Source organism: Cupriavidus laharis, assembly GCF_914271435.1.
In the GTDB taxonomy this organism is placed as follows: domain Bacteria; phylum Pseudomonadota; class Gammaproteobacteria; order Burkholderiales; family Burkholderiaceae; genus Cupriavidus; species Cupriavidus laharis.
In genome coordinates this window covers 1-1088 of record NZ_CAJZAI010000047.1, presented here as the reverse complement: position 1 = coordinate 1088, position 1088 = coordinate 1, and the positions used below count along the sequence as shown (strand labels likewise).

The 1088-nt window shown below is 54.1% G+C and carries 1 protein-coding gene; it reads right to left on the bottom strand.

Features of this window, described 5'->3' with window-relative positions; genetic code table 11:
• Positions 1–55 precede the first annotated feature (55 nt).
• Entirely contained in the window at positions 56–805 is a 750-nt protein-coding gene (locus LDO29_RS28060) for a LysR family transcriptional regulator (RefSeq protein WP_224082983.1), read from the bottom strand.
• Positions 806–1088 lie beyond the last annotated feature (283 nt).

Sequence of the window (1088 nt, the reverse complement as noted above, 5' to 3'; positions counted from 1 at the left end):
GCAGTGACCCTGAACCCCGAACGCGATTCCATCGTCCAGACGCATTCTGGGAGCGTCAATATACAGACATTGGCCGCATGACCGAGGCGACAACTAGCTTGACTCGCGCCGGTGCGGAACAGGCAAGCGGCTCCATCGTTGCTGCAAGCGGATGGCGGGGGGAAACGACGAAGACCGGCTTCAGGTCTCCGACAGGAACGATGGATAGCTCATGCACGGCAGGCGGATTGCCGATGGCACCGATGACGAGATCGACGCGGTTGTCGAACAGGGCTTGCCAGCAGTCTCCTGCCAGGTCATGCGAAAACCGCAAGCGGGTATGGGAAATCGCGGCCTGGAAGGATGGAATGAACGAAAGCAAGGCATCGAACGGCACAAGACCATTTGTTGCGATGGCAAGCTCATTTTCCCAGCCGGCTTCGGTTCTCCTGGCCCGGTCCTCCAGTTCCCTTGCCGATCGCAGTACCTGCCTGCCTTCCTCCACCAGGACAGTTCCCGCCCTGGTCAGGCGTACGCGGTGGCCGCTACGGTCGAATACTCGGATTCCCAGGTCGCTCTCCAGTTTCTGGACGACGTAACTCAGGGACGAAGGCGCTCTGTGCAATTCATTGCCGGCAAGGCCGAAGGTGCCTCGGCGGGCAATGGATTCGACGACCTGGAGTGAATCCAGCGAGATCTTCATTCCATCAACGCGCGATGTGTACTCGCATGAGCGAATGGTGGATTTGTCGTGATCACGTGAGTGAGTGAGGAAAGAAATTAATCCGTGAAGATGGTTAAAAAAACTCCGCTCACAGTGAAACATGGATGTCTCGTGGATTGCGGCTGGAAGCAAGTTGATCACAGCGTGATGAGATCACGCAATATCGGCCTGGTACGTAATTGACCGGTTTTGTATAAAATTCTGACTTTATTGTGCGCTAAAGCTGTCGCGAAGCCGATCATGGTCTTTTCATGCTAAATTTAACATAATATACATTATGCGCGCTACTGGTATGTTCTGAGGTGTTGCGTGTAGTACGGGTTGGAGACTTCAGATACCGCAACGGAAAAGTGCTTTTATGGTATCTTTCGCCGTTGCGTTTTGT

Coding starts and splice junctions, on each gene's coding strand:
- LDO29_RS28060 (WP_224082983.1), bottom strand. CDS start 805: ATGTTTCACTGTGAGCGGAGTTTTTTTAACCATCTTCACGGATTAATT.